The 20,374-nt window shown below is 65.7% G+C and carries 17 protein-coding genes; 2 read left to right on the top strand and 15 right to left on the bottom strand.

What is annotated here, in order from left to right; genetic code table 11:
- Window positions 1-35: 35 nt before the first annotated feature.
- From RM2_RS03920 to RM2_RS03900, 5 genes are all read right to left on the bottom strand, one after another.
- Entirely contained in the window at window positions 36-1,478 is a 1,443-nt protein-coding gene (locus tag RM2_RS03920; RefSeq protein WP_072687541.1) for an alanine/glycine:cation symporter family protein, read from the bottom strand.
- Between the two features lie 99 nt (window positions 1,479-1,577).
- Window positions 1,578-5,183 carry a chromosome segregation protein SMC gene (gene smc, locus RM2_RS03915; RefSeq protein ID WP_072687540.1) on the bottom strand — a complete coding sequence of 1,202 codons (3,606 nt, stop codon included), beginning with the start codon at window positions 5,181-5,183 and terminating at the stop codon, window positions 1,578-1,580.
- A gap of 22 nt (window positions 5,184-5,205) precedes the next feature.
- Entirely contained in the window at window positions 5,206-5,466 is a 261-nt protein-coding gene (locus RM2_RS03910; RefSeq protein ID WP_174553818.1) for an acylphosphatase, read from the bottom strand.
- 14 nt (window positions 5,467-5,480) lie between these two features.
- Window positions 5,481-6,434: an NHL repeat-containing protein gene (locus tag RM2_RS03905; RefSeq protein ID WP_084721625.1), complete on the bottom strand. Its 954-nt coding sequence runs from the start codon at window positions 6,432-6,434 to the stop codon at window positions 5,481-5,483.
- Window positions 6,434-6,874 (bottom strand): OsmC family protein, encoded by a 441-nt coding sequence (locus tag RM2_RS03900; RefSeq protein ID WP_072687537.1) that lies wholly within the window; start codon window positions 6,872-6,874, stop codon window positions 6,434-6,436. Before RM2_RS03900 ends, RM2_RS03905 begins: the two co-directional genes overlap by 1 nt.
- A 152-nt stretch (window positions 6,875-7,026) precedes the next feature.
- On the opposite strand from RM2_RS03900, the gene RM2_RS03895 reads away from it, so the two are divergent.
- Window positions 7,027-7,731 carry a pyridoxamine 5'-phosphate oxidase family protein gene (locus RM2_RS03895; RefSeq protein ID WP_072687536.1) on the top strand — a complete coding sequence of 235 codons (705 nt, stop codon included), beginning with the start codon at window positions 7,027-7,029 and terminating at the stop codon, window positions 7,729-7,731.
- Here the strand turns inward: RM2_RS03895 and mutM are convergent.
- The 10 genes from mutM to fakA form a co-directional block, all read right to left on the bottom strand.
- Window positions 7,682-8,551, bottom strand: a complete 870-nt coding sequence (mutM, locus tag RM2_RS03890) for a bifunctional DNA-formamidopyrimidine glycosylase/DNA-(apurinic or apyrimidinic site) lyase (RefSeq protein WP_072687535.1) — start codon at window positions 8,549-8,551, stop codon at window positions 7,682-7,684. The genes RM2_RS03895 and mutM overlap by 50 nt on opposite strands.
- Complete coding sequence (gene rnc / locus RM2_RS03885; protein ID WP_072687534.1) at window positions 8,544-9,302, bottom strand: ribonuclease III; 759 nt, start codon at window positions 9,300-9,302, stop codon at window positions 8,544-8,546. Before rnc ends, mutM begins: the two co-directional genes overlap by 8 nt.
- Before the next feature lie 19 nt (window positions 9,303-9,321).
- Window positions 9,322-9,504: a 50S ribosomal protein L32 gene (rpmF, locus tag RM2_RS03880; RefSeq protein ID WP_072687533.1), complete on the bottom strand. Its 183-nt coding sequence runs from the start codon at window positions 9,502-9,504 to the stop codon at window positions 9,322-9,324.
- A gap of 2 nt (window positions 9,505-9,506) precedes the next feature.
- Complete coding sequence (locus RM2_RS03875; protein ID WP_072687532.1) at window positions 9,507-10,082, bottom strand: YceD family protein; 576 nt, start codon at window positions 10,080-10,082, stop codon at window positions 9,507-9,509.
- A gap of 174 nt (window positions 10,083-10,256) precedes the next feature.
- The gene (locus RM2_RS03870; RefSeq protein WP_072687531.1) at window positions 10,257-11,030 is read right to left on the bottom strand and encodes a DivIVA domain-containing protein; all 774 of its coding nucleotides are present in this window, start codon (window positions 11,028-11,030) and stop codon (window positions 10,257-10,259) included.
- 193 nt (window positions 11,031-11,223) lie between these two features.
- On the bottom strand, window positions 11,224-11,718 hold the full coding sequence (gene coaD / locus RM2_RS03865) for a pantetheine-phosphate adenylyltransferase (RefSeq protein ID WP_072687530.1): 495 nt from the start codon (window positions 11,716-11,718) through the stop codon (window positions 11,224-11,226).
- Window positions 11,715-12,281, bottom strand: coding sequence for a 16S rRNA (guanine(966)-N(2))-methyltransferase RsmD (gene rsmD / locus RM2_RS03860; RefSeq protein WP_072687529.1), 567 nt, complete (start codon window positions 12,279-12,281; stop codon window positions 11,715-11,717). Before rsmD ends, coaD begins: the two co-directional genes overlap by 4 nt.
- Complete coding sequence (locus RM2_RS03855) at window positions 12,278-15,682, bottom strand: pyruvate carboxylase (protein WP_072687528.1); 3,405 nt, start codon at window positions 15,680-15,682, stop codon at window positions 12,278-12,280. The genes rsmD and RM2_RS03855 overlap by 4 nt, the downstream gene beginning before the upstream one ends.
- A 168-nt stretch (window positions 15,683-15,850) precedes the next feature.
- Window positions 15,851-18,109, bottom strand: coding sequence for an ATP-dependent DNA helicase RecG (gene recG, locus RM2_RS03850; protein WP_072687527.1), 2,259 nt, complete (start codon window positions 18,107-18,109; stop codon window positions 15,851-15,853).
- Between the two features lie 8 nt (window positions 18,110-18,117).
- Window positions 18,118-19,803, bottom strand: coding sequence for a DAK2 domain-containing protein (fakA, locus tag RM2_RS03845; RefSeq protein WP_072687720.1), 1,686 nt, complete (start codon window positions 19,801-19,803; stop codon window positions 18,118-18,120).
- A 247-nt stretch (window positions 19,804-20,050) separates the two neighbouring features.
- On the opposite strand from fakA, the gene rpmB reads away from it, so the two are divergent.
- Window positions 20,051-20,242, top strand: a complete 192-nt coding sequence (gene rpmB / locus RM2_RS03840) for a 50S ribosomal protein L28 (RefSeq protein WP_072687526.1) — start codon at window positions 20,051-20,053, stop codon at window positions 20,240-20,242.
- Window positions 20,243-20,374 lie beyond the last annotated feature (132 nt).

The following is a 20,374-nucleotide window of genomic DNA, read 5'->3' as shown; positions in this document are numbered from 1 at the left end:
GGGACGCGGCGACCTGTCAGGCTTGCGCGAGCTGCTCAGCCACGATCGGACATCCCGCCGTGCGCGGCGTCCGTCTCCTCCCATACCTGCACACCGCGTATCCCGGGCAGGTCGGCGCGATGGAATACCGGATCGATTCCCCGGATCCGCTGGCGCGTGTAGTGCACGAACAACGCGAACGCGACACCCGACAGCGGAACCAGTGCAATGAGGTTGATCGTCGCCATCACACCCATGAAGAGATCGGCCAGACCCCACACGAGCGGAAGTGACCCGACGGCGCCCGCGAACACGCACACCACGACCAGCGCGCGGAACACTTGCAGTGCACCCCGGGAACCTGTGAGGAACTCGATGTTGGCCTCGCCGTAGTAGTAGTTGCCGATAACCGAGGTGAAGGCCAGGAAGAAGATTGCGATCGCGAGGAAGTGTACTGTCCAGCCACCGAGTTGGGCGGCCAGTGCGTTCTGAGTGAGCGAGGCGCCGGCTGTGGTGCCGTATTCGGGCTTCGACAGCAGGATGATGAACGCCGTGATCGAGCAGACCAGCAGTGTGTCGAAGTAGACGCCCAGGCTCTGCACCAATCCCTGCTTGACGGGATGCGAAACTGCTGCGGTGGCGGCAGCATTCGGCGCGGAACCCATGCCGGCTTCGTTGGAGAACAGGCCCCGGCGGATACCGTTCATGAACGCCGCGGCGAAACCACCGCCGACGATCTCCTCAATGCCAAACGCGTTCTGGACGATCAACTCGAACATATGCGGCACCTCACCAAGGTTGAGCGCCACGACCAGCAACCCGAGGACGAGGTACGCAACAGCGACCACTGGAACGACGATCTGTGAGACCCCCGAGATCCGGCGCACACCGCCGAAGATCACGGCGGCGGTCAGCACCGCGACCACAACCCCGACGAGTGCCGCCGGGCCGGGCCCCTCGAACCCGATCGACGTCGACGCCGCGTCGACGATCGAGTTGGTCTGCACCGCGTTGAAAACGAACCCGTAGGTGAGCGTGATGACGACAGCGAAGATCACACCCATCCAGCGTCGCCGCAATCCGTACTGCATGTAGTACGCGGGGCCACCGCGGAATCCGTCCCGGTCACGCACCTTGTACACCTGCGCGAGGGTGGACTCCACAAACGCGGTTGCCGCACCGATGATTGCCATCGCCCACATCCAGAACACGGCACCCGGCCCGCCCATACTGATGGCGATGCCGACCCCGACGATGTTTCCGGTACCGACACGCGAGCCGGCCGAGATGGAGAAGGCCCGGAACGCCGAGATCCCCTTGGTGCCGTCTGGGAGTGTCTCCGCGCGCTCGGTGATCGAGCGCAGCATGTCGGGCAGCAACCGGATCTGCACGAACCCTGACCACACGGTGATATACAGGCCCAAACCTACGAGCAGCACGATGACGCCGTACCAGTAGATGTCGTTGACCTTCGCTACAGCATCGACAGCCACATCCATTAGTCGATCATGAACTGCTCACTCGGCCAGGTGTTGAGAACGACCACTCGGACAGAGGAAGTTACACGCGGCCGGCAACCGCCTGGAAGTGGCGGCCTCTCAGGCTTCCGCGGCCGCCATGTCCTGACCACGAAGCCGCTGCGAAATGACTGTCGTGATGCCATCACCGCGCATGCTGACGCCGTACAAGGCGTCAGCGACCTCCATCGTCGGCTTCTGGTGGGTGATGACGATCAGCTGCGACTTCTCCCGCAACTGCTCGAACAAGCCGATGAGACGCCGCAGGTTCGTGTCGTCGAGTGCGGCCTCCACCTCGTCCATCACATAGAACGGGGAAGGCCTGGCGCGGAAGATCGCGACCAGCATCGCCACCGCCGTCAGCGACTTCTCGCCGCCGGAAAGCAGCGACAATCGTTTGATCTTCTTTCCCGGTGGCCGGGCCTCCACCTCGATGCCGGTCGTGAGCATGTCGGACGGGTCGGTCAGCACCAGTCTGCCCTCGCCGCCGGGAAACAGTTTCGCGAACACCTGCACGAATTCGCGTTCGACGTCGGAGTACGCCTCGGCGAATACCTGCAGGATGCGGGCATCGACGTCCGCCACGACGCCGAGTAGGTCCTTGCGTGCCGTCTTCACGTCCTCGAGTTGGGTCGAGAGGAAGTTGTAGCGTTCCTCGAGTGCGGCAAACTCCTCGAGAGCGAGCGGGTTGACCCTGCCGAGCGTCGCCAAGTCCTTCTCGGCGCGCTTCGCGCGACGTTCCTGGGTTGCGCGGTCGTAGGGAATCGGCGCGGGCATTGTGACCTGTTCACCGCGTTCCTTGGCCTGCTCGTATTCCTCCAGTTCCAGCGGAGACGGTGGCAGCGCAACATCCGGACCGTATTCGGCGATGAGGTCGTCCAGGCCGATCCCGTGCTGCCCGAGAATCGACTCTTCGAGCTGTTCGATGCGCAACGCGGCCTGGGCTCGGACCAACTCGTCGCGGTGCACGGCGTCGGTGAGCGATGCCAGTTGTCCGGTCAGCTGACGCACCCGCTCCTTGACTTGGTCGAGTTGGGTCGTCCGTTCAGTACGGGTGCGAGCGAGTTCGTCACGGTGGGTCATTGCGGCATCGACGACCTCGCCGAGGTGCTCGGCCACCCGCTGTCCTGATTCGGCCACAGCCGCCCCGACCGCGGCCGCGTTCTGGCGGGCCGCCATCGCACGCTCCGCCCGGACGCGGGCATCGCGTTCCACCTGAGCGGCGCGGCGCAGCGAGTCGGCCTTGCCGCGAACCGACTCGGCTCGTTCCTCCGCCGTGCGTACGGACAGTCGGGCTTCCATCTCCACGGCACGGACTTCCGCAAGCGCTGCCGCGGCCACTTCACGATCGATACTCGTCGAATCGGAGCCACCCGATTCGGCGCCGGTCGACGACCCGTCCTGTTCTGCGACGCGAAGCCGCTCTTCGAGTTCGGCCAGCGCGGTCAGCGTCTCCTCGCGACCACTCTCGGCCCTCTCCCGTTGGGCCATGAGACGCTCCGACTCGGCATGTGCGGCCCGCGCTGCCTGGCCGAGGCGGCCCAGTCGCTCGTAGATGGCTGACATCGCGGCGTCCGACTCGTTCAGCGCGGCCAGTGCCTGCTCGGCGTTCTCCTGCCGGGCAGCCTGTTCCGCTACGGCGCCGGACAATGCCGCAGACAACTCTTCGGCACGGCGTTCGGCACGGGCCAGGTCTTGCACCGAATTGTCGACCGCCGCCTGGACTTCGAGGGTGCTGGGCTGACGGTCCGAGCCACCACTCATCCAGCCCGCACCGAGAAGGTCTCCGGCGCGGGTGACTGCGCGCACGTCCGGCCTGCGCCGGACCGCCTCCACGGCGTCGTCGAGGGAGTCGACCACGACGACACCGCCGAGAAGTGCGGACAGCCCGGTCCGTAGTTCGGGCGAGCAGTCGATCACGTCGACGACCCACCGGGCGCCGGGGTCCAGGTGCCCCGTGGCGGGCGGTAGCTGATCGGTCCCGATGACCAGAGACGCCCGGCCACTGTCGGTCTCCTTCAACGCACTGACCGCCCCGCGGGCGGCGTCGAGTGATTCCGCGACGACGGCCTCGGCGGCAGGTCCCATGGCTGCCGCGACGGCGGCCTCGTAACCCTTTTCGACAGTGATGAGTCCACCGATCGGTCCTCGGATCCCGTCCGCGCTGCGGTTCTCGACGAGCCAACCTGCGCCGTCCCTGCGTTCGAGTCCCATGGACAGGGCGTCGATTCGAGCTCGCAGCGACGCCACCTCCTGGCCGGCTGCCCGCTCGTCGGTCTGGAGTTCGGTCACCCGTTCGGTGATCAGGCGCAGTGCCTCGACAGCGCGCTCATGGTGGGAGTCGAGTCCGAGTTCTCCGGCATCGAGGTCACCGATCTCTTCCTGGACCACCTCGAATTCGGACTGGGCCGCGTTGCCGCGATGGCGCGCCTCTTCGATCGCCGCGGTCAACCGGGCGACCTCGGCGTCAACCGAATCGCCACGGCTCCGCAAGGTGTCGACCTGTCCCGACAATCGAGCGAGGCCCTCTCTGCGGTCGGCGATCGCCCGCACGGCCGCCATGTGAGCCCGCTCCGCCTCTGCTGCGGTCTGCTCTCCCTGCACCAACTCTTCCTTGGCTGCGTCGAGTGCCGCACGCGCAATCTCGACGGCTTCGACGAGTTCGCTTTCCTCCGCCGCTATCCGGTCGGCGCGAGCCTCCATCTCGTCAGGGTCTTGACCGCGGTTCGCGGCGGGCTCGGAGTCGAGATGGCGTGCCCGTTCGCGGGCGATGCGGATCGTCGCGTTGACGCGTTCCGCAAGTGCGGACAACTGGAACCACGTCTGCGCGGCGGCCTCGGCTCCCGGAGTGAGCCTCGACAGTTCCTGCTCGTGACGGCCGAGTTCGAGATTGGCCTCGTCGAGTGCCTCGGTCACGTAATCGTGTTGCTCGCGGGCCAGCTTCTCGTCCTGCGCCTGGGTCGCGAACTCCTCGCGCCGGGTGACCAGGTCGTCCGCGGCGAGCCGCAGTTTCGCATCGCGGAGGTCGGCCTGCACGGTCTGGGCGCGACGCGCCACCTCGGCCTGACGACCGAGCGGTTTGAGCTGGCGTCGCAGTTCAGCAGTCAGATCGTTCAGGCGTGCCAGGTTGGCCTGCATCGCGTCAAGTTTGCGGACCGCCTTTTCCTTGCGTTTGCGATGTTTGAGGACACCCGCGGCTTCCTCGATGAACGCACGCCGATCCTCCGGCCGCGATTCGAGAATGGCAGCCAATCGGCCCTGCCCCACGATCACGTGCATCTCCCGACCTATGCCGGAATCGCTGAGCAACTCCTGCACGTCCATCAGTCGACACGAACTGCCGTTGATCTCGTATTCACCGGCGCCGTCACGGAACATCCGCCGGGTGATGGACACCTCGGAATAGTCGATCGGCAGGGCGCCGTCGGAATTGTCGATAGTCAGCGTCACCTCGGCGCGGCCGAGGGGCGCCCGTCCCGCGGTGCCGGCGAAGATGACGTCCTCCATCTTGCCCCCGCGTAGCGCCTTCGCACCCTGCTCACCCATGACCCAGGTGAGCGCGTCGACCACGTTGGACTTGCCCGACCCGTTCGGCCCGACCACACAGGTGATCCCCGGTTCGAATCGTAGAGTCGTTGCCGACGCAAAAGATTTGAATCCCTTCAGCGTCAGACTCTTCAGATGCATGAAGAACGACCTTACCGTCGGTTCACCGTTCGACGAACCCAGACAAGCCCCCGCGCGCCGGATCCCACTGCTCGACGACGAGATCGACAGCCCCCGGCGTGTCGCCGGAACGCAAGAGCGCCAGCAAGGTGTCCAGCTTGTCGCGCGGTCCCTCTGCGATCACCAGCACCCGGCCGTCCCTTTGGTTGGCCGCGTACCCGACGAGTCCGAGTTCGAGTGCGCGCGCACGAGTCCACCACCGGAATCCCACACCCTGCACGAACCCGTGCACCCATGCGGTCATTCTTTCCGGGTCCGTCACGACCGTTCGAGCTGATAAATCGTGCCGGTGAAACTCGTGGCGTAGAGCGCGTCCGGGTTCCAGCCCGGACCGGCGCCGAACCTTACCGAGGACACCAGGGGCAGACCCCACGCGATGTCGCAACTCTCCCCCGTCGTGGGATCGACGCGCACCACCTTGCCGGCGCCGTTGTACGCGACGTAGACGATCCCGTCCGGTCCGACGGTGAGGTCGTCGGCTGCGTTGAGGGGGCCGAAGCCGGGCAACTCGATCGACACGACGGTGCCGCCCAGGTCGTCCTCGCGCAGGATGTGCAGCGTGGTCGTTGCGTCGAAAGTCGTCACCGTGTAGACGTTCCCGTCGTGGACGGCCAATCCGTCGACCGTGCCCAGATCGGTACGCACGACCTCGGGGGTGTGGGGTTCCGCCGCCGGGAGCCGGGTGATTCCCGCCCCCGAGCCCAGATTTCGGGAGGTAAGGATGTCGCCGTTTGTCAGCCGGACGAGACCGTTCGGCATGACCAGCCCCTCTGCCACAGTGCGTGCATCACCCGTGCCGAGACTCACCACCTCCACCGTCCCGTTGTCCGTACCCATGATGCCGGCGGTGAACGAGTTGCCCGTCGCGAAGTAGACGTCGTCGCCGTCCACGGCGATTCCGCCCGGTGCCACGACCTCAGGGACGATCGGGGTCACGGTTCCGTCGGGGCTGACTCCGTCGAGCGCTCCACCCCCCACCAGGTCCGTCCGTGCGACCAGCATGGTGCCCATGCCGTCGAACGCCAGGTTCTCGAGAACCCCCACCCCAGATGTCACCTCCGACACCGCCCAGGGCGTGCACGAACCGGCCGCTTGCGGGAATGGCGGCACCGCCGCTTGCGGGAATGGCGGCACCGCCACCGCGGGCGCGGCCACCAGCAAACCCCCGCCGAGCGCCACACTTATGACGAGCACGGCAAGCTCACGCCGCATCATACGTCCGCCTCCACGGTCAACGTCACCTTCGTGCCCGCCTTCAAAGTTCGTCCCACCGTGCAGACCTTGTCCACCGACCGTTCCACCAGCGCCACCAGACGCTCCCGCGCGTCCGCGTCCAACTCGCTCAGATCCAGCGACAGCACCTCGTCCAACTGCGGGTATACCTCCTCCTCGCGGTCCGCGGCACCCGATACCCGGATCGTGGCCTCGTAGTTGTCGCCGAGGCGCCGAGACAGCGGGAAGTCCGAACTCATCCCACTGCAGGCGGCGAGCGCGATCTTCAGGAGCTCCCCGGGTGTGAACACCCCTGCCACCCCTTCGGAACCGATCAGGACCTCGGCACCTCGTGAACTTCGGCCGGTATAGAGCCGGGTTCCCGTTCGCTCGACCCATAGTGAGGTGGCCGCCGTCGCATCAGAAGCTTGTTCCGCCATGAGCGCAATCCTGCCACCGGACAGCGCGACGCCAGGCAGGTGGGTTGGCGGCAGCGACCTCCGTCGAATGGTGCACGCCGATTCTCGCTTCGGGCAGAGATGGGCCGTAGGGTGAACCGACCAATAACGCCGAGACATAGCGGGGAATGTAGATGGGCCAGATGGGTAGCGAGGGAGAGCGTCGACTTCAACTCGAGCGCGGCACCGCGGATCGCGCCGAAAAGTTCTACTCGGATCAAATGCTGGACCACCTCAATCCGGCAATGATCAAGTTCGTCGGCCTCCAAGAGATCGCCTTCATCGCCACCTCCGACTCGTCCGGCGAGTGCGACAACAGTCTGCGCGCCGGAGTGCCTGGATTCATTTACGTCATCGATTCGAAGACCCTCGCCTACCCGGAGTACCGCGGCAACGGTGTCATGGCGAGTCTCGGCAACATCCTGGAGAACCCGCACGTCGGCATCATTCTGGTGGATTTCGTCCAAGACCTCATCGGACTGCACATCAATGGCTCCGCCCGGATCGTGGAGGACGACGTCATGCGCTCCGATGTCCCGGATCTCCCGGCGAATCACGCGAAAGGCCGAACCCCGGAACGGTGGGTGGTCGTCGAGGTGGAGGAAGCATACATTCACTGCCGCAAACATATTCCGAGGATGGTGCCGGCGCCGCTGGATCGCGAATGGGGCACCGACGACGTCAAGCGTAAGGGCGGCGACTACTTCGACGCCAAGACGACAGCGCGCCATGCCGCCACCCCAGAGAATCCGCTCACCGAAGAGACCGCGGCAGCCGAGCGCGCACGGATCAGTTCGCCGGACCTCGCCGCTGGGCCGGTTGGCATTTCGGGCAACTGAACGACGATCGGTTCATGAACTTCTCCCGTCGGATCGCGGTGCCACACCGTGGGCACGGACGATCCTCCTGCCCATAGGCGGACAGCGAACGATCGAAGTAGCCTGATTCGCCGTTAACGTTCACGTACAGCGCATCGAACGACGTGCCGCCCTGAGTCAGCGCCTCTCGCATGACATGCTCTGCAGACGTGAGCAATTCACGAATCTTGGGGCCACCGACCCGGTCGGTCCTGCGGTTTCCGTGTATTCGTGCGCGCCACAGCGCCTCGTCTGCGTAGATGTTGCCGATCCCGGAGACAACGGTCTGATCCAAGAGCGCGCGCTTGATCTCGGTGTGCTTGCCGCGCATCACCTTGGCGGTCGCCGGGAGGTCGAAGCGCGGATCCAGCGGATCCAGCGCGATGTGGGCTATGGAGTCCGGGACGAGCGAACCGTCAATCTCGACGAGAGGCGCCACCGCCCAACCGCCGAAGGTGCGTTGGTCGACGAACCGTAGGTCGAGCCCGGAATCAAGTCGGGCCCGGATGCGCAGGTGCTTCTCCGTCGGGATTTCCGGTTGCTGCACCAGCATCTGCCCGCTCATTCCGAGATGCACGACGAGGGCCACCGTGCTGGGTTCGAGAACCAGCCACAAGTATTTCCCCCGACGGTCCGCTCTCGTGATGCGTTCACCGGTGACCTGACCGCTGAGATCGGCCGCGCCGGACAGATGGCGCCGGATCGCGCGCGGGTGCAAGATTTCGACGGAATCGATCGAAGCCCCCACGATGTGGCGTTCGAGTCCGCGCCGGACCACCTCGACTTCTGGTAGTTCAGGCACTGACGTCGTCGTCGGCCACGTCTGGTCCGGAATCGGACAGCGCGGTCCACGCCGTGCTCGCGGCCTTCTGCTCCGCATCTTTCTTGGACCGGCCGACGCCGACGCCGAGAGGCTTTCCTGCCACGATGACGGTGGCGGTGAACTCTTTGTCGTGGTCCGGCCCGGTCGCGGTGATCTGGTACGCCGGGACGCCGATGCCACGCTCGGCGGTCAACTCCTGCAGGCTCGTCTTCCAATCCAGACCCGCACCGAGGCTCGGCGCGCGGTGGAGGAGGTCGCTGAAGAGGTCGAGCACGACGCGACGCGCGGTCTCGATGCCGTGCTCCACATGGATGGCGCCGAGAATCGACTCCATACCGTCGGCCAGGATGCTCGACTTGTCGCGACCACCGGTCATCTCCTCGCCCTTGCCGAGCAGGAGATGGGCACCGAGGCCGCCCTCACCGAGTGTGCGGGCCACCCCTGCAAGCGCATGCATATTGACGATGCTGGCCCGAATCTTCGCGAGGTCACCCTCCGGTCTGTCGGGGTGCGCGAGGTAGAGCGTCTCGGTAATGGTGACTCCGAGCACCGAGTCGCCGAGGAACTCGAGGCGCTCGTTGGTCGGCAGACCACCGTTCTCGTATGCATACGAGCGGTGAGTCAGCGCCAGAGTCAACAGCGAAGGCTCCATATCAACGCCGAGAGCGGCGAGGAGGGAAGCATGATCCTCCCCGCCGCCGGCGGGTGTATTACTGATGTCGCTCGTCATCACGTCTCTCTACGGAGAACTAGACGGCGGCAGTGACCTGGCGGCCCTTGTACGTGCCGCACGACGGGCACGCGATGTGGGGCAGCGTCTTCTCACCGCAGCCACGGTTGGGGCAGGTCACGAGGGTGGGCACAGTGGTCTTCCACTGGCTGCGACGCGACCTCGTGTTGGATCGCGACATTTTGCGCTTGGGGACAGCCACTTCTACTTCTCCTCGGCTTCGGTGTTCACAAGATTGGTGTTCACAAGATTCTTGCGGGGCTCTGAATCCACGGCAAATTTGGCCGCAAGACCAGCCCAGCGAGGATCAAGTATGTCATGCCCATGGCCAGATTCAGCAATCGCCAGGCGAACGCCGCATTCTGGGCACAATCCTTGGCAGTCGTCACTACAGAGCGGCCGCAGCGGCAGGGCAAGGCCGACCGCGTCGATCACGACGGGTTCGAGGTCGATCTCGTCGTCCACGACGTGATACACCTCGCCCTCCTCAGTGGTCTCCTCCGTAGCGCTGTCCGGGTAGGCGAACAGCTCCGTGAGCGTGAGTTCCACCGAGTCGGAGAACGGCTCGAGACATCTCGAGCACTCCCCGACGGTGTCGGCTCGTAGCGAACCGGTGACCAGGACCCCCTCGGATACGGCCTCCAATCGGAGATCGAGGTCGATCTCCGATCCTTCCTCGATGGCGATCAGGTCGAGGCCGAGACGCTGTGGCGCCTTCAGCACCCGTTCCACCGTGCGCATCGAACCGGGGCGACGACCGAGCTTGACCGTATCCAGCACGAAATCCGTGTCCCGACGGGAACGCGATGAGCGGTGGCGATGGGAAGACAACAGGCTTCACTCTCGAGAAAAGGGAACGACAAGGGGCAACCACTCAACGGTACGCAATCTGCGCGACCGATCCAAATTGGATCAGCTGCGCCCGGTGGGGTGGATGCTCGTCGGGCTGATCTCTCAGCGGCGACGCTCGGCACGGTGATCGTCCGCGCCGTAGCCGGAGGCGTAGTCGGGTATGCCCGAGCCCGTCCGCAATTGCTGACGTCCCCGTCCCACTGACCGGATGGTGCCGTTGAGGAAGTCCTCGAACTCCCCGAGTTTGGTGTCGACGTACAGGTCGCAGTCCGAGCGGAGACGGTCCGATTCGGCATGCGCCGAGTCGATCACCCGGGCCGATTCGGAATGCGCGGTCTGGACGACCTCGGTCTGGGAGACGAGTCGTTCCTGCTCTGCGACCCCCTCTGCTACCGACCGCTCGTAGGACGTCTTACCCGACTCGATCATACGATCGGCCTCCGACCGGGCACGGCCGGTCAGCGAGTCGTACTCGCGCTGCCCCTCCGAGATGGAGGACTCCGCCTCCGCGCTGGCTTCGGTCACCAACTGCCCGGCGTGTGCACGTGCTTCGGAGACCATCCGATCGGCCTGGGCCTTCGCGTCCGCGAGAATACGGTCCGCGTCGTCGCGGGCGTTCTCGATCGTGGAGTTCGCCTCGGCGTTCGCACTGGTGACTGTCTGCTCCGCATTGGAGCGCGCATCCCCCACCAGTTTGTCCCTGTGGTCCAGGACGTCTTGGGCATCGTCGAGTTCACCGGGGATCGCATCGCGCACGTCGTCGAGCAGTTCCAGAACGTCACCGCGTGGAACCACACAGCCGGCGGTCATCGGTACGCCGCGTGCCTCTTCGACAATTGCGACAAGTTCGTCGAGCGCCTCGAATACCCGGTACACACGCAACCCCAATCATCCATGACCCTCGGTGGGTCGGCGCAGCCTCCCCGACCCTCGGTGGGTCGGCGCAGCCTCCCCGACCCTCGGTGGGTCGGCGCAGCCTCCCCGACCCTCGGTGGGTCGGCGCAGCCTCCCGTTCAAGTCTGCCGGATCGGACGCCGCGGGTGTGTCGCGGCGGCCGGTGTGTCGGCGATCAGCTACTTTCCGCAGCGTGCTCGGCAATCCTGGCGAGAAGCCGCGAGTGCACCTTGCCGGGCAGCATGTCCGAGACATCTCCCCCGAACGTTGCCACTTCCTTGACGAGCGAACTCGACAGGTAGCTGTAGACGGGGTTGGTGGGAATGAAGAGTGTGTCGACGCCACTGAGCTTCTGGTTCATCTGCGCCATCTGCAGTTCGTAGTCGAAGTCGTTCGCACCGCGCAGGCCCTTGACGATCGCCGTGATTCCCTGCTGCTTGGCGTAATCCACCAACAGGCCGTACCACGAGGAGACCCGCACGTTCGGCAGTTCGCTGACCGAGTCTTCGAGCATCTCGATGCGTTCGTCGACGGTGAACAGGCCGCGCTTGCCCGGGTTCACCATGACGGTCACGACGACCTCGTCGAACTGTGCGGCAGCCCTGCCGATCACGTCGAGGTGACCGTTGGTCACGGGGTCGAAGGATCCGGGGCAGACGGCACCAGTCATGAGTTGAGACCGTAGCAGGTTGCCAGCTCGATCCGGGCCTCACCGTACTTCTTGGCCTTGACGGGTGCAAAGCCCTCGGGCCACGATGTCTCCGGCGACCGGGACGAGCGCTCGAGCACCACAATCGAGCCGTCCGCGACCCAACCGTGCGCCCTCAGGTGCTCGAGCACCATCTGCACCGCTTCGTCGCCTACCTCGTACGGCGGATCCGCCATCACCAAGTCGTACGGACGGTCGGCGGCGGCGGCCAGTACTGCGGCGACCGGGGCGCTCCGCACCTGGGCACCCGGCAGGCCGACCGTTGTCACGTTGTGTCTGATGATGCCTGCGGCCTTGGAATCGGACTCGACGAGCACGACGCGGTCGGCACCGCGTGAGAGCGCCTCGAGCCCCAGGGCACCCGATCCCGCGTACAGATCGAGTACGGCAGCGCCGTCGAGGTCCATCCGGCTACCGAGCGCACTGAACAACGCCTCACGAACCCGGTCCGAAGTGGGTCTGGTCCCGCTCGGCGGGACTGCCAGACGCCGGCCGCCGGCCAGTCCCGCAATGATCCGGGTCACTCGCCCGCTGATTCGCCGGTGGATACGACGGCGAGGAGATCGCCGCCTTCGACCTGCTCGACGTTCCCGATGGCCAGGCGGGAAACGGTACCCCCACGGGGTGCCGTAATCGCCGCTTCCATCTTCATGGCTTCGATCGTGGCGAGAGTGTCACCCGCATCGATTTTCTGGCCCTCGGCGACGGCGAGCGTCACCACGCCGGCGAATGGCGCCGGCACGTGGCCAGGGTTGTTCTTATCGGCCTTCTCAGCGGCGGGTACCTCACTGGACACGGACCGGTCGCGCACCGACACCGGACGCAACTGTCCGTTGAGAATGCACATGACAGTGCGGTATCCGCGCTCGTCGGCTTCGGAGATGGCCTCGAGCCCGATGATCAACTCGACGCCCGGTGCCAGCCGAACGCGGTGCTCGTCGCCGCGGCGCAGGCCATAGAAGAACTGGTTGGCGGAGAGTTGCGAGGTGTCGCCGAACTTGTTCCTGTGCCCGAGATACTCCCTCGTCGGTCCGGGGAACAGCAGCCGGTTCAACGTCGCGCGACGTTCCGCCGACGCTCCGGACAGTGCACTGTCGTCCGTTCCCGACAGCGGCACCTCGGGCTTCGCGGCGCCTCGACCTTCGAGTGCCTTGGAGCGGAACGGCTCCGGCCAGCCGCCGGGCGGGGTGCCGAGTTCGCCGCGCAGGAATCCGACCACCGAATCGGGGATGTCGAACGTCGACGGGTCCTCGGCGAACTCTTCGGCGGACACCCCGGATCCGACGAGGTGCAGGGCGAGGTCGCCGACCACCTTCGACGACGGCGTGACCTTGACCAACCGGCCGAGCATGCGATCGGCGGCGGCGTACTTGGCCTCGACGTCCTCGAAACGGTCGCCCAGTCCGAGAGCGACGGCCTGGGTGCGCAAGTTCGACAGCTGACCGCCCGGAATTTCGTGGGTGTAGACGCGACCGGTTGGGGCGGGCAACCCGGACTCGAACGGCTTGTAGACCTTGCGCAACGCTTCCCAGTACGGCTCGAGGTCGCAGACCGCTTGCAGATCGAGCCCGGTGTCGTGGGGAGAATGGGCGGTCGCTGCCACGATCGCCGACAAAGCCGGTTGGCTGGTGGTGCCGGCCAATGCAGCGGAGGCACCGTCGACGGCGTCCGCACCGGCCTGCCACGCAGCCAGGTACGTCGCCAACTGTCCGCCAGGTGTGTCGTGGGTGTGCACGTGCACCGGCAGGTCGAAGTTTTGCCGAAGCGCGGTCACCAGGGTGGTCGCGGCCGGGGCTCGCAGCAGCCCGGCCATGTCCTTGATCGCGATGATGTGCGCACCCGCCTCCACGATCTCCTCTGCCAGGCGCAGGTAGTAGTCGAGGGTGTAGAGGTCTTCCTTCGGGTTCGACAGGTCACCGGTGTAGGACAGCGCGACCTCGGCCAGGGCGGTGCCGGTCTCGCGGACGGCGTCGATGGCCGGCCGCATCTGGTCGACGTTGTTGAGGGCGTCGAAGATGCGGAATATGTCGACACCACTGTTCGTGGCCTCCTCGACGAACGCCCGCGTCACCTTCTCCGGGTAGGGCGTGTACCCGACGGTGTTGCGTCCGCGCAGCAGCATCTGCAGGCAGATGTTCGGCACGGCCTCCCGCAGAGCGTCCAAGCGGTACCACGGGTCCTCGTGTAGGAATCGCAGGGCGACGTCATAGGTGGCACCGCCCCACGCCTCGATCGAGAGCAGTTCGGGAGTCATCCGCGCGACGTGTCCGGCGACCGCAAGCAGTCCGCTGGTACGCACCCGCGTCGCGAGCAGCGACTGGTGGGCGTCGCGGAAGGTCGTATCGGTGACCGCAACGGCTTTCTGCCCACGAAGTGCCGCGGCAAATCCTTCCGGTCCGAGAGCGAGGAGTTTCTGACGGCTGCCGTCTGGCGGGGGGTTGGACAGGTCGATCTGGGGCAGCTTGTCCTGCGGGTACACCGCGGACGGCCGCTCACCGTGGGGCTTGTTGATCGTGACATCGGCGAGGTAGTTCAAGATCTTCGTGCCACGGTCTGCGGAACTGCGCAGCGTGAGCAGCTGGGGACGTTCCTCGATGAACGAGGTGGTGACGCGGCCTGCCCGGAAGTCCGGGTCGTCGAGTACCGCTTGCAGGAACGGGATGTTCGTCGACACGCCGCGGATACGGAACTCGGTGACCGCGCGGCGCGCCCTCCCGATGGCCGTCTCGAGGTCGTGGCCACGGCAGGTGAGTTTGACCAGCATCGAGTCGAAGTACGCACCTACCTCGGCCCCCAGGGTGGCACCCCCGTCGAGGCGGATTCCGGCACCACCCGGGGAGCGGTACGCCGTAATACGACCGGTGTCCGGACGGAACCCGTTGGCCGCGTCCTCAGTGGTGATGCGGCACTGCAGAGCCGCCCCGCGCAGGGTGATCTTCTCCTGGCTCAGGCCGAGATCTTCGAGGCTTTCCCCCGACGCGATTCGCAGCTGGGACTGCACCAGGTCGACATCAGTGACCTCTTCGGTCACGGTGTGCTCGACCTGGATGCGCGGGTTCATCTCGATGAAGACGTGGTTCCCGCCCGCGTCGAGCAGAAACTCGACCGTGCCGGCGCAGGAGTATTTGATCTTCTTCGCGAACGCCACCGCATCGGCGCAGATCCTGGCTCGCAACTCTTCCGGAAGGTTCGGCGCCGGCGCGAGTTCGATGACCTTCTGGTGTCGGCGCTGCAGGGAGCAGTCACGTTCGAACAGGTGGATGACGTTGCCCTGGCCGTCTGCCAGGATCTGTACCTCGATGTGACGCGGATCGACGACGGCCTGCTCGAGGAACACCGTCGGATCACCGAACGCCGACTCCGCCTCGCGGGCAGCAGCCTGGATGGATTCCTCGAGTTGAGCCCGCTCAGCGACGCGGCGCATGCCCCGACCACCACCGCCGGCGACGGCCTTGACGAAGAGCGGGAACTCCATGTCCTCGGCCGACGCGAGCAATTCGCCCACATCGGCGGACGGCTGCGACGACGCCAGTACCGGAAGACCGGCAGCTTTCGCAGCAGCAATCGCGCGCGCCTTGTTGCCTGTGAGCTCGAGCACCTCGGGGGACGGGCCCACGAAGGTGATGCCGGCCGCGGCACACGCCGCGGACAGGTCCGGGTTTTCCGAGAGGAAGCCGTAACCGGGGTAAATAGCGTCGGCACCGGACTGCTGCGCCGCGGAAACGATCTCGTCGATGGAGAGATAAGCCCGAACCGGGTGCCCCTCCTCCCCAATCTGATAGCTCTCGTCGGCCTTCAGTCGGTGGACCGAGTTCCGATCCTCGTACGGAAACACCGCGACCGTGCCAGCGCCCAGTTCATACGCGGCTCGGAAAGCGCGGATCGCAATTTCGCCACGGTTGGCGACCAGAACTTTGGAGAACATTGAAGCAAACTACCCCGTCTCAAAGGGCCACGGAAAAATGGAATCCCACGATTCAAGAACTTCCGCAACCGTCACGAAGCAGTCAATGAAATGTGCGAATTCCATTTGGCCGACATGGCCGAATTCCATTTGGCCGACATGGCCGAATTCCATTCGGATCCGCGACCGTCACGTCTTCTCCAGGTACTCGATGCGGTCGGCGTCCAGAGCCGACGTCATCAGGGCCGAAAGTCCCGGGTGGTTCTCGAGAGACGGATCGTCCGCAATCACGCAGCGAGCGAACTCGGATGCCGAAGCGATGACGTCCTCGTGACCGAGAAGCGACAAAAGCCGCAGCGTGGACGTCGTGCCCGACTGCGCCGCCCCGAGGATGTCACCCTCTCGCCGGGTGGCCAGGTCGAGTAGCGCGAGTTCGAAGCCGTCGTTGGTCGAGGCCACATTCGACAGTCTTTCGTGGGCAGGGCTGCCCGGATTCATCTCGGTGACCAGAATGCACAGTCCCTGGTGCTTGCCGCGGCCGACGCGGCCGCGCAACTGGTGCAGTTGACTCACGCCGAAGCGATCCGCGTCGACGATCACCATGATCGTCGCGTTCGGCACATCGACACCGACCTCCACGACGGTGGTGCACACGAGGACGTCGACGTCTCCCGCCGTGAAGTCGCGCATCACCGCATCCTTCTCGTCCGCAGGAAGCCTGCCGTGCAGCAGTCCGACGCGAAGGTCGGGCATGATGCTGCCGCTCAGTTCCTCGAACACCTCGACGGCAGACTTCGTCTCGGGCTGTTTCTCGTCGAAGGCGCCCTGACCGTCCCCGTTATCGCCGTCACCGATGCGTGAGCACACGACGAAGGCCTGCCTCCCCTCGGCCACGTCCTCCCGAATCCGATCCCACGCACGCCTCACCCATTGCGGTTTCTGGGACGCAGGCACCACACTGCTCTTGATCGGTGAGCGACCGTCGGGCAGCTGGCGCAGGGTCGACACCTCGAGGTCGCCGAGCACGGTCATCGCGATGGTGCGGGGAATCGGCGTCGCTGTCATCACAAGCAGATGCGGGCTCAGACCCTCCCGCGCCCTTGACCGCAACCGGTCGCGCTGCTCGACACCGAAGCGGTGCTGTTCGTCGACGACCACCATCCCGAGGTTGAAGAATTCGACGTTGTCCTGGATGAGCGCGTGCGTACCGATGACGATGCCGGCATCTCCGGTGATCGCCTCGTTCAGGGCCGTCCGCTTCGCGGCGACCGGCATCGACCCCGTCAGCAGGGCCACCCGCGTCGCCTTCTCGTGCGCGCCGAGTTCGCCCGCGGTCGCGAGCGGGCCGAGCATCGCCCGCAGCGACCGTGCGTGCTGCGTCGCAAGCACCTCGGTCGGAGCGAGCAGCACGCACTGATAACCCGCGTCGACCACCTGGAGCATGGCTCGCAGGGCCACGATCGTCTTGCCCGAACCCACCTCACCCTGCAGAAGCCTGCTCATCGGATGCGGCTGGGCGAGATCTGCGGAGATCTCGCCGGCGACGGCGCGCTGGCCGTCGGTCAACTGGAACGGGAGCATGCTTTCGAAGACGTCCGCGATTCCACCCGGCACCGGCGGGCATTGCGGCGCAACTCGCTCGGCGTTGTCGCGGCGGCGGCAAGCGAGCACCAGTTGCAGCGCCGTCGCCTCGTCGAACCGCAGACGGTCTCGGGCGCTCTCGACGTCGTCGCGAGTGTCGGGCAGATGGACCGACCGGAGTGCTTCGTCGAGACCGATCAGTGCCCGTTCGCGACGGATGTTCTCAGGCAGTGGGTCGTCGACGTGGCCGAGTTGGTCCAGAACCTGGCGGACGCACCTCATGATCGTCCAACTTTCGACCTCGCGAGTGGCGGGATACAGAGGGATCAGGGCGCGGTCGAAGACGGACATGTCGACTCCGTCACCGCCTTCCTGCGAAGCCCGGGCGATGCCCGCGAGATCACCGGCTCCTTGAATCCGACCGACGTTCACTACGGGGTCCTCGCTGCCCGCGCTCGGCGCGGGGAGGATCAGGTAGCTGGGATGGGTGAGACTCCACTTGCCCCGGAAGTACTTGACCGTCCCCGAGAACATCGCGCGCACACCGGGCTTGATCGCGTGCTTGACCTTGTGCGGAGTGAAAAATGTGACGTCGACGTTCTGAGTGTCGGTCGAGAGAACGACTTTGAGCATGCTGCCCGGCCGGTTCTTCATCTTCACGACTGCCGCGGACGCTACGCGGGCGACGATCGTGATGTGCTCACCCTCCGGCGGGTCCTTCTCCGCCAGCTCGCGACCCTGTGAGGCGTACCGGTGCGGGTAGTGCCGCAGCAGATCCTCGGCGGTGCGGATGCCGAACGCCGCCTCGAGCGCGTCGGCAGTCTTGCGCCCCAGCAGATGGTCGAGCCGGTCCGTGAGTATGGCCATCGAATCCCTCATTCCACCCCGAGTTGCAACAGGTCTCCAGGCTGTCCGCCCTGGTAGATCATCACTTCGACGCCGGGGTGCCGCCGCGAGATGTGATCGGTCAGGTCGGTGTCGAACCCCGCCGGCGCCTCCGCACCCATCAGGAGAGTCACCAGATCTCCGCCTGTACCGAGGACCAGGTCGGCGAGTCTTCGTCCGGCCGCTCCAACGTCCGGTTCGATCACGATCACCTCATGGCCCATGAGTCCGATGCCGTCTCCCGGTTCACAGGTACCCACGTACGTGAGCGCGCGCTCGTGAGCGATCCGCAGGGATCCCCACCTGGTGGCAGCGGCCGCCTCCGACATCGCGAACGCATCGTCTGCCGCTTCGCGGTCGGGATCGTGCACGGCCAGGGACGCAAGTCCCTGGACCATCGTGGATGTTGCCAGCAAAAGAACCTCGTGCTCAGCGTCCCTCGCAGCGGCACTGACAGCGACGAGTTCCTGCGCCGACAGCGCGCCGTTGGGGAGGACGAGAACCTCCCTTCGCCCCATCTGTCTGATGACGCCGAGCAACTGGGCGCGGGTCACGGGGGCGTCGTCACATCGCAGAACGGTGGCGCCCTCACTCGCGAACAGTTCTGCGGCTCCGTCGCCGGCCACGACTGCGACGATTCCACGCTTCACTTGATCCGGCAGAATGCTGACCCGCGAAGCGCGCAGTCTCTGATCCCGAGCGTCCACCAGGAAGCTACTGATCCTGATTCCGTGGATGCCGCCCGCCGCGAGACCGGCCTCCACGGCGGCCCCGGCATTCATGCAGTGCACGTGCACCGACCAGCCCCCGTCGCCGTCACCGACGATCACGACGGAATCGCCCAACTCGTCGAGGCTGGAACGCAGTACCGATAGTCGAGACTCGTCGGAATCGGTCACCAGGTACATCACCTCGAAGTCCTGGTCGGAGTGGGCTCCGTTCGGCTGATGCATGCTCACGTCCCAAGCTGCAGGCCGCTGCCGGACGACGCCGACGAGTTCCCCTCCATGTACGGGCGGTGTCCGCCGCGGAACGTGCAGGGCGATCGGGGCACGATCCGGCGGCGAACCGGTCACGGCTGTGACGAAAGCGTCGAGGATCACCACGAGACCGAGGCCGCCGGCGTCCACGACCCCGGCGGCGCCCAGCGCATCGAGTTGCGACGGTGTCCGGGCAAGCGCTGCGGCCGCAGCGTCGGCCGCAGCGCGAGCCGTATCCGCGATCGGGGCGTCGTCCGGGAACTCCGCAACCGCGACCGCCGCGCAGCGCAGCACAGTGACAATGGTCCCCTCCACCACACAGCTCATTGCATCGGTCACCAGGTTGATGGCCATCAGCAACCCGGTGCGGACGGTCCGGGTGTCAACCGCACCGGTGACGGCCGCGTCGGCGACTCCACGCAGGACCTGGGACAGGATCGCGCCGGAATTCCCGCGCGCGCCGACGACCGCGCCCCGCGCCAGCGCCACCGCCACCTGCCGAACTTCCCGAGTGCCGCGGTCGTGACCCGCATACTGGTCGATCGCGGCCAGCGCCTCGCGCATCGTGAACAACAGATTGGTGCCCGTGTCGGCGTCCGGAATCGGAAACACGTTGAGGCTGTTGATCTCCTCGCAGCGCGCTTCGAGTCCCGCGACAGCTGTCCGCGCCCACGACTCGAGAACTCGACCGTCCATCAGGAGCTCAGTGGCCACTGTCATCCTCTCCGCCCGCGGAATGTGAAGGTGTCGCCAGAATAGTCGGGGGGCTGACGGGACCCGCCCTCCGGACCTTTCGCGGCCGGGTTTGGCCAATCCGCATTCGAGCGGTTACTCTTGCACGGTTGCCTCCTACAGGGCGCGGTTGTTGTGTCCTGTCTTCACGAGGCCAGCAAATTTCACAGTTCACTATCTTGAAGTCACTATTTTGAAGGAGTTCGCGACTATGGCTGCCGTCTGCGACGTATGCGCCAAGGGGCCCGGTTTCGGTAAGTCGGTCTCGCACTCGCACCGGCGTACCAACCGTCGCTGGAACCCGAACATTCAGTCTGTTCGTGCCGAGGTTGCCCCCGGAAACACCCGGAAGGTCAACGTCTGCACCTCCTGCCTGAAAGCTGGAAAGGTTGCTCGGGGCTGACCCGACGCTGCGTGCGATGTCACCAGGCCCCCGACACTTCGGTGTCGGGGGCCTGGTCTTGTCTCACCGACCACATCCGAGTCGGCACAAGTGCAGCGCATCAGGGTGCGATCGCTGCGGACAGGCCCGCGT

This window comes from Rhodococcus marinonascens NBRC 14363 (assembly GCF_001894885.1).
GTDB lineage: Bacteria > Actinomycetota > Actinomycetes > Mycobacteriales > Mycobacteriaceae > Rhodococcus_F > Rhodococcus_F marinonascens.
Note: the sequence above shows the minus strand (reverse complement) of the source record. Positions and strands in the feature narration are given on the sequence as shown.